10 protein-coding genes are annotated in these 8,034 nt (G+C 67.9%); 7 read left to right on the plus strand and 3 right to left on the minus strand.

Annotated elements, in window-relative coordinates:
• Positions 1–177: 177 nt before the first annotated feature.
• From dapD to ACYPYD_RS19750, 5 genes are all read left to right on the plus strand, one after another.
• Positions 178–1,023: a 2,3,4,5-tetrahydropyridine-2,6-dicarboxylate N-succinyltransferase gene (gene dapD, locus ACYPYD_RS19730; protein ID WP_008831793.1), complete on the plus strand. Its 846-nt coding sequence runs from the start codon at positions 178–180 to the stop codon at positions 1,021–1,023.
• Between the two features lie 94 nt (positions 1,024–1,117).
• The gene (locus tag ACYPYD_RS19735) at positions 1,118–1,333 is read left to right on the plus strand and encodes a hypothetical protein (RefSeq protein WP_459664999.1); all 216 of its coding nucleotides are present in this window, start codon (positions 1,118–1,120) and stop codon (positions 1,331–1,333) included.
• The gene (locus ACYPYD_RS19740) at positions 1,330–1,548 is read left to right on the plus strand and encodes a hypervirulence associated TUDOR domain-containing protein (protein WP_211149736.1); all 219 of its coding nucleotides are present in this window, start codon (positions 1,330–1,332) and stop codon (positions 1,546–1,548) included. Before ACYPYD_RS19735 ends, ACYPYD_RS19740 begins: the two co-directional genes overlap by 4 nt.
• Complete coding sequence (locus tag ACYPYD_RS19745) at positions 1,545–1,991, plus strand: DUF1810 domain-containing protein (RefSeq protein ID WP_008831796.1); 447 nt, start codon at positions 1,545–1,547, stop codon at positions 1,989–1,991. The genes ACYPYD_RS19740 and ACYPYD_RS19745 overlap by 4 nt, the downstream gene beginning before the upstream one ends.
• A gap of 99 nt (positions 1,992–2,090) precedes the next feature.
• On the plus strand, positions 2,091–2,291 hold the full coding sequence (locus tag ACYPYD_RS19750; RefSeq protein ID WP_008831797.1) for a hypothetical protein: 201 nt from the start codon (positions 2,091–2,093) through the stop codon (positions 2,289–2,291).
• Positions 2,292–2,534: 243 nt separating this feature from the next.
• On the opposite strand, the gene ACYPYD_RS19755 is transcribed toward ACYPYD_RS19750, so the two are convergent.
• Positions 2,535–3,428, minus strand: coding sequence for a TIGR03620 family F420-dependent LLM class oxidoreductase (locus ACYPYD_RS19755; protein WP_459665001.1), 894 nt, complete (start codon positions 3,426–3,428; stop codon positions 2,535–2,537).
• Between the two features lie 139 nt (positions 3,429–3,567).
• On the opposite strand from ACYPYD_RS19755, the gene ACYPYD_RS19760 reads away from it, so the two are divergent.
• Positions 3,568–5,148, plus strand: coding sequence for a GMC family oxidoreductase (locus ACYPYD_RS19760; protein WP_459665003.1), 1,581 nt, complete (start codon positions 3,568–3,570; stop codon positions 5,146–5,148).
• 32 nt (positions 5,149–5,180) lie between these two features.
• Here ACYPYD_RS19760 and ACYPYD_RS19765 read toward each other — a convergent pair whose 3' ends face one another.
• Together ACYPYD_RS19765 and ACYPYD_RS19770 are read right to left on the minus strand one after the other, a co-directional pair.
• Positions 5,181–5,993 carry a sugar phosphate isomerase/epimerase family protein gene (locus ACYPYD_RS19765; RefSeq protein WP_459665005.1) on the minus strand — a complete coding sequence of 271 codons (813 nt, stop codon included), beginning with the start codon at positions 5,991–5,993 and terminating at the stop codon, positions 5,181–5,183.
• Positions 5,994–6,076: 83 nt separating this feature from the next.
• A complete protein-coding gene (locus ACYPYD_RS19770; RefSeq protein ID WP_459665007.1) occupies positions 6,077–6,520 on the minus strand; it encodes a hypothetical protein in 444 nt (147 codons plus the stop codon).
• 82 nt (positions 6,521–6,602) lie between these two features.
• Between ACYPYD_RS19770 and ACYPYD_RS19775 the strand changes: the two genes are divergently transcribed.
• Positions 6,603–7,922, plus strand: a complete 1,320-nt coding sequence (locus ACYPYD_RS19775; protein ID WP_459665009.1) for a replication-associated recombination protein A — start codon at positions 6,603–6,605, stop codon at positions 7,920–7,922.
• Positions 7,923–8,034: the final 112 nt, after the last annotated feature.

Raw genomic sequence — 8,034 nt, forward strand, 5'->3', positions numbered from 1 at the left:
GACTTGATCCGGGACCGCTGGCTGTCTTTAGGCGATAGGTTGCAGGCGCGTTCAGCAAGGTGGGCTGTTCATGGCCAGCGGTCCCGGATCAAGTCCGGGACGACGATAACCTTGCCCCGCGCCCCAACTCCCTCTAGGCCGCGCCGCGACAGTTTCATCCCTTCCGGAGACCAGCCAATGTCCAACCTCAATTCTGGCCTCGCCGCCCAGATCGAAGCCGCGTTCGACGCACGCGACACCGTCACCCCCGCGAGCGCGGATGTGCGCAAGATCGTCGACGAGGCGCTGGAACTGCTCGATTCGGGCCAGGCCCGCGTCGCCGAGAAGGTGGACGGTGAGTGGGTCGTCAACCAGTGGCTCAAGAAGGCGGTGCTGCTCTCGTTCCGCCTGAACGACAACGCCGTGGTCGAATACGGCGCGGCGGGCGCCCCGGCCTACGACAAGGTGCCGCTCAAGTTCGCAGGCTGGGACGATGCCCGCTTCAAGGCGGCAGGCGTGCGCGTGGTCCCCGGCGCCGTGGTGCGCCGCAGCGCCCACATCTCGAAGGGCGTGGTGCTCATGCCGAGCTTCGTCAACCTCGGCGCCTACGTCGGCGAAGGCACCATGGTCGACACCTGGGCGACCGTCGGTTCGTGCGCGCAGATCGGAAAGAACGTGCACATCTCGGGCGGCGCGGGCATCGGCGGCGTGCTTGAGCCGCTGCAGGCCGGCCCGGTCATCATCGAGGACGGCGCCTTCATCGGCGCCCGTTCGGAAGTGGCCGAGGGCGTGATCGTGGGCGAAGGCGCGGTGCTGTCGATGGGCGTGTTCATCGGCGCCTCGACCAAGATCGTCGACCGTGCGACCGGCGAAGTCCACATCGGCCGCGTGCCGCCCTACGCCGTCGTCGTCCCCGGCGCGATGCCCGGCAAGCCGCTGCCGGACGGCACCCCCGGCCCGTCGCTCTACTGCGCCGTGATCGTCAAGACCGTGGACGCGCAGACCCGCTCGAAGACCGGCATCAACGAACTCCTGCGCGACTAAGCCGCGCAGACGCGGGACGGGCGGCGGAACATTCGCCCGTCCCGGCGTGTTGACGAAGGCAAAGGGCCGCAACCGGCCGCCTTCGGAGCACGCCATGGAAACCCGAGGACAGGAAGTCCATCTCGACAAAGAGGAAGCCCGTAGTGGCGAGACGTCCGGCGTCGTGCGCTACGTCCTGCTCATCAGCCTTGCCCTCGTCATCATCGCGCTTTCGGCTATCTGGATCACCGGCGCGCTGACCACGCCAGAGACCGGCGGCCACGCCGATACCGAAAAGGCAGTGGCGCAGCAGCAAGACCAGACGCAATGACCGCCACCTTCCGCAAGGGAGCGCAGGTCAGCTGGAATTGGGGCACCGGCACCGCTACCGGCCACATCGCCGAACGTTTCGAACGCCGCGTCAGCCGCACGATCGAAGGCAAGCGCATCGTGCGAGTCGGAACGCCTGAAAACCCCGCATACCTTGTCGAGCAGCCTGACGGCGGCCGCGCCCTCAAGCGCGGGTCCGAACTGCACTACGCATGATGAACCTGGAGCGCTTCGTCACCGCGCAGGACGCCATCTTCGGTGAAGTCCGCGCCGAACTTGCCCACGGCGAAAAGCGCACGCACTGGATGTGGTTCGTGTTCCCGCAAGTCGCCGGGCTGGGCTCCAGCCCGATGGCACGCCGCTACGCCGTGGAGACGCTCGACGAAGCGCGGCGTTATCTGAGCCATCCTGTACTTCGCCAGAGGCTCGACGAAACGACTCGTCTCATGCTGGGCTGGGCGGGAAGGCGCAGCGCCACGGGCATCCTCGGCGCGGTCGATGCGATGAAGTTCGCCAGTTCGATGACCCTGTTCGAGCTTGCCGCCATGGGCACCGATGGCGCCGGTCAATTCGCCCACGCCCTCGATGCCTTCTGCCAGGGACGAAGGGACGAACGCACTCTGCAACTGCTGCACCTCACATCCCATCACGCAAGTTGAACACTGGGGAACTTTCCCGCGCCCATCCTCGTTCCATCAGACGGCCCGAATCGATAATGCGGCCATAAAGGCCACCGTCGGGTCGACGGGAGAGCAGTCATGTATCGTTCCGGTGACGAAGTTCATCTCGACGATGACGAAGCACGCGGGGGCTCGACGCCGCATATCGTTCGCTATGTGCTGATCGTCAGCCTCGTGCTGGTGGTGCTGGCGATGTCGACCATTTGGATCGCCCGTGCCTTGTCCGACCGGCCAAGCAGTACGCCGGTGACTGCAGAACAGCACGCGCTGGGAAGCTGACGACAGGCTTGGGAAGAGTGACGGGAAATGCCAGGAGCCGTCGTCGAAGGCGGTAATCGAACGTGCCCGAAAGCTGCGTTCCCACCCCGGATTCGGACCATTCGCCCCCCGACGATCGGTCCATCCGGCTCGCCGGCGGCTCCTGTCAATCCGGTGGCCGAAACCACCGTCTCCTGTGCCGACAGGGATTAGGCACAATCCGTTGCCAACTCGTTAACAGCGCGCTTACCTTGCGGGCGAAATTCAAGCCAGCGCCTCTGCCAATGCACGCCATTGCGGCAGCAGCTGGTCGAAGCTGCCACCCCTCGGCCCGGCGATGACCTGAAGGCAGACGTGGTCGGCTCCCGCATCGAGGTGTGCCGCGACCCGCCGCGCCGCCGCCTCCACCCCGCCGATCGCGAAAAGGGCATCGAGAAGGCGGTCGTCCAGTGCCTCGATCTCCCCTTCACTGAAGCCCAGTCGCACCCAGTTGTTGCGATAGTTGGGAAGCCATCGATAGTGCTCCAACGCCGCCACCGCCAATTCGCGGGCCTTGGCCGGATCGGCTTCCAGCACCACGCCCTGTTCGGGCGCCAGCAGAGGTTCCGGGCCGAGTATCGCGCGGGCGCGGCGCGAGTGCTCGGGCGTCGCCAGATAGGGATGCGCCCCGGCGGTCCTCTCGCCCGAAAGCGCCACCATCTTCGGCCCGAGTGCGGCGAGACACAGGTTGTCGCGCGGCATCCCGGCGGCGGCGAGCCGGTCGAGGAAGGCCGCCGTCACCTCCAGAGGCTTGCCCCAGGAATCGCCGATGAGCGGGCCATGGCTGATGCCGAGTCCGATCAGCGTACGCGCCCGCCACTCCTGCGGCAGCGCAAGGAACCAGGCGGCCAGTTCCTCCGGATCGTGCTTCCAGATGTTGAGGATGCCGGTGGCAATGGTCATCCGCAACGTCGCCGCCAGCAGCCGCTCGACCTCGGCCGGGGCACCGTCGTCGATACCGCCGGGAATCCACAGCGCTCCATAACCCATCACATCCAGCTGCGCCGCCGCCGCGTTCGACTGCGCCTTGTCGCCGAAGCGCATCTCCATCGACCATATGCCCAGCCTGCCGATCGCGGGTGTCGCCATGGTGCTTTTCTCCTCGTCTCCTGCGGTCATGGTGGGTTCGCCTGCCCTCTCCGGCAAGATTCTTGGCCAGAATCCAAGCCGGCATCGCCCCGGCGTGCAATGATCCACGGCATTCACCTGTCCAAAGCGCGTGCTTGATCGCGCCCCAATCACGGCATAGCCCTGCAGGATGGGAGAGTTCGACTATATCATCGTCGGCGGGGGCAGCGCGGGCTGCGTCCTCGCCAACCGGCTGAGTGCCAACCCGGAGACACGCGTGCTGCTGCTGGAGGCGGGCGGCAAGGACGACTACATCTGGATTCGCGTGCCGGTGGGCTACCTCTACTGCATCGGCAACCCTCGCACCGACTGGTGCCTGTCCACCGAGGCAGAGGAAGGGCTCGGCGGCCGTGCGCTCAAGTATCCGCGCGGGCGCGTGCTGGGCGGCTGCTCGTCGATCAACGGCATGATCTACATGCGCGGACAGGCCGCCGACTACGACGGCTGGCGGCAGGCGGGCAACCTCGGCTGGGGCTGGGACGACGTCCTGCCCTACTTCACCCGCGCCGAAGACCATTACGAGGGCGCCAGCCCGTTCCACGGCGGCGGCGGCGAGATCCGGGTCGAGAAGCAGCGGCTGCGCTGGGACATCCTCGAAGCCTTCCGCGACGCCTGCGGACAGCACGGCATCCCGCATTCCACCGACTTCAACACCGGCGACAACGAGGGCGCGGGCTTCTTCCAGGTGACCCAGCGGGGCGGCTGGCGCTGGAGCGCGGCCGACGCCTTCCTCAAGCCGGTCCGCTCGCGCAGCAACCTGAAGGTCGAGACCGGCGCGGTGGTGGACCGGGTGATCGTCGAGGCGGGCCGCGCGGTCGGCGTCGCCTACTCTGTCGGCAACCAGCAGCGCGTGGCGCTCACCCCCGGCGAAGTCGTGCTGGCGGCGGGCGCGATCGGCTCCCCGGCGATCCTCGAACGCAGCGGCATCGGCGATGCGGCGCGGCTGGCGGATCTCGGCATCGCGCCGGTGCTCGACCGGCCCGAGGTCGGCGCCAACCTGCAGGACCACCTGCAACTGCGCTGCGCCTACCGCGTCTCGGGCGTGGCGACGCTCAATGCGCGGGCGAGCAACCTATTCGGCAAGGCGCTGATCGGCATGGAATATGCGCTGCGCCGGACGGGACCGATGGCGATGGCGCCCAGCCAGCTCGGCGTCTTTACGCGCAGCCACGCGCGTTATGCGACGCCGAACCTGGAGTACCACGTCCAGCCGCTGAGCCTTGCCGCCTTCGGGGGAGCGCTCGATCCGTTTCCGGCGTTCACCGCCAGCGTCTGCAACCTCAGGCCGGAAAGCCGGGGCAGCACCCGCATCACCGCTGCCGATCCCGCAGCCGCACCCTCGATCCGACCCAATTACCTCTCCGCCGAGGAAGACCGCCGCGTCGCCGCCGAGGCGATCCGCATCACGCGCGGCATCGTGTCGCAGCCCGCTCTGGCCCGTTACCGGCCCGAGGAAGTGCGCCCCGGCCCAGCGTTCGAGAGCGAGGAAGACCTGCAGCGCGCGGCGGCGGAGATCGGCACCACCATCTTCCACCCGGTCGGCACGGCGGCGATGGGCACGGTAGTCGACAGCCGGTTGCGGGTGATCGGGCTCGACGGGCTGCGGGTGATCGATGCCTCGGTGATGCCGAAGATCACTTCGGGCAACACCAATGCGCCGACGATGATGATCGCCGAAAAAGGCGCCGAAATGCTGCTGGATCGAACCTAGTTTCTCCCCGAGCTTGCTCGGGGAGGAATACGCTAGGCCAGAAATTCCCGCGTGCGCTTCACGATCTCTCCCACGTAGTCGCGCACGTCGCGCCCGCTGGCGGCGGCGGCCATGAGCGGCACTTCCAGCCCCAGGACCTGCCCCCGCGGCAGGGCTTCGACGAATTCGCGCAAGGGCAGTTCCCCCTGCCCCGGGATCATGCGACCGCTCATCGCCTCGGCCATGTAGTCGTCGTCGCCCTTGCGCGGCACGTCGCTCAGCTGGACATGCCCGATCAGCGCCGGGTCGAGCTGCGCCACCTGCCGCACCGTGCCGCCCGAGCGGAAGAAGTGCATCGTGTCGATCAGCACCGTGGCCTTACCTGCGCCGATGTACTCCACCGCCTCCAGCGCCTCGGGCAGCGAGCGGATGGTGAAGACTGGCGTGAACTCGAGCGAGAACTCCATGCCGCGCTCGGCCGCCATCGTCGCCAGCGCGGCCAGCTGGTCGAAGGCCCGCGCGCGCTCCACGCCCATGTCCACCGCATTGACCCGCAGCGCGCCGAGATCGGCGAAGATGTCCATGTCGCCCGCCCGCTCGGCAGCGTCCAGTTCCACGGACACGCCGAGGCCCTCGGCGATGCTGATGGCGATCCCGCGATCGGCGAGCACCGCCTTCAGTTCACGCCGCAAGACCGGGTCCTCGCGCAGCGACCAGGGGGCATAGCCATGCGGATTGAAGCGTTCGGGCAACTGGCTCAGGCCCATCGACACTGCCTTGCAGCCGAGGTCGGCGGCCAGGGTGACGTGCTCGACCGGGCCGAGCCCGAGCACCGTCAAAAGTTCGATACCCAGCGGATGTGGCATGGTCGTGATTCCCTCTCCCGTCGCCGCTGCCATACCGCGTGGACGGCGGGCAAGGAACGTCATTCCCGTGTCGGTCACTCAATTCAGTGGAGTACGCCTGCGCGCCGCTTGTCCCAGGCGAACCACAATAGCCCGAGTGCGATGACCCAGATGCAGGCCGTCATCGCCAGCATCCCCGGCGTGGTCATGCTTGCCGGCATCCCGGCGGAAAACTGCCAGGCCTGCGACACCGCCAGCCCGACCAGCGACACCGCGAAGGCAGGCACCGCCAAGCCCGACCGCGCGAGCAGCAGCAGGCTTCCCGCCAGCCCGCCCCACACGCCCAGTGCCCACGGCACCAGCGTCCAGCTCGGCGCGGAATCGAGCCAGTCGATGATCTCGGGCGGCACTTGCGAAAGATAAGTCGGATTGCGCGAAGCCGTCATCGTGAAGTCGAGGCAGCCGAAGGCATTCCACAGCACCGCCAGCACCGCGATGAGCCAGAAGGTCCACCCCGGCCTCGTCACGTATCTGTCCGTCGTAGCCATCGCGCCTCTCCCTGCCGTGCCCGAGGATACTCCCGCGACGAGGCCGATGCAATTCGCGCCGCGAATGGCTAAGTACCCTTTCATGGCCGACCTTTTCGCCGATGACCTGCCGCCGTCGACCCGTGACGAACTGCGCGAGGACGCCCCCCTCGCCGACCGCCTGCGCCCGCGCGACCTGACCGAGGTTGTGGGGCAAGAGCACCTGACCGGCCCCGAAGGCGCGATCGGGCGCATGGTGGCGGCGGGGCGGCTGTCCTCGATGATCCTGTGGGGGCCGCCGGGCACCGGCAAGACCAGCATCGCCCGCCTGCTCGCTGCCGCCGTGGGCATGCGCTTCGCCGCCGTTTCCGCCGTGTTCTCGGGCGTGGCGGACCTCAAGAAAGCCTTCGCCGAGGCCGACGTCGCCGCCAAGGCGGGCCAACGCACCCTGCTGTTCGTGGACGAGATCCACCGCTTCAACCGCGCCCAGCAGGACGGCTTCCTGCCCTTCGTCGAGCGCGGCACGGTGACGCTGGTGGGCGCCACGACCGAGAACCCCAGTTTCGCCCTCAACGCCGCGCTGCTCAGCCGCGCGCAAGTGCTGATCCTCCACCGCCTCGATGCCGCCGCGCTGAATGCGCTGCTCGCCAAGGGCGAGGAGCTGGAAGGCCCCTTGCCAGTGACGCCCGAGGCGCGCGAGGCACTGGTCGCCTCGGCCGACGGCGACGGGCGCTTTTTGCTCAACCAGGCCGAGACGCTCTATGCGGCGAAGATTCCGCAGCCGCTCGATCCGGCGGGGCTCGGCCAGTTCCTGCAGCGGCGCATGGCGGTCTACGACAAGGACCGCGACGGACATTACAACCTCATCTCCGCGCTGCACAAATCCGTGCGCGGATCGGACCCGCAGGCTGCGCTCTACTACATGGCGCGGATGCTGACGGCGGGCGAGGAACCGCTGTTCGTGCTGCGCCGTCTGGTTCGCATGGCCAGCGAGGACATCGGCATGGCCGACCCTCAGGCGCTGGTGCAGTGCCTCGCGGCCAAGCAGGCGTACGAGTTCCTCGGCTCTCCGGAGGGCGAACTGGCGATCGTGCAGGCCTGCATCTACGTGGCGACCGCGCCCAAGTCGAACGCGGCCTACATGGCGTTCAAGTCCTCGTTCAAGGCCGCGCGCGAGACGGGGTCGGTCAGCCCGCCGCAGAACATCCTCAACGCGCCGACCAAGCTGATGAAGGACATCGGCTACGGCAAGGACTACGCCTACGACCACGATGCGCCCGATGCCTTCTCCGGCGACGACTACTGGCCCGAGGAAATGGGCCCGCAGGTCTATTACGAGCCGGTGGAACGCGGCTTCGAGCGCGAGGTGAAGAAGCGCCTCGAATGGTGGGACAAGAAGCGCGCCGAGCGGCGCGGGGAATGAGGGGCAGCCCCACCCCTGCCCCCTCCCGCAAGCGGGAGGGGAATGAGAGACCTGCGCTTCGCCCTCCCGCTCGCGGGAGGGCCGGAAGGCTAGGCAGCAAGCTGCCTAGCCG

This window comes from Novosphingobium sp. 11B (assembly GCF_054589055.1).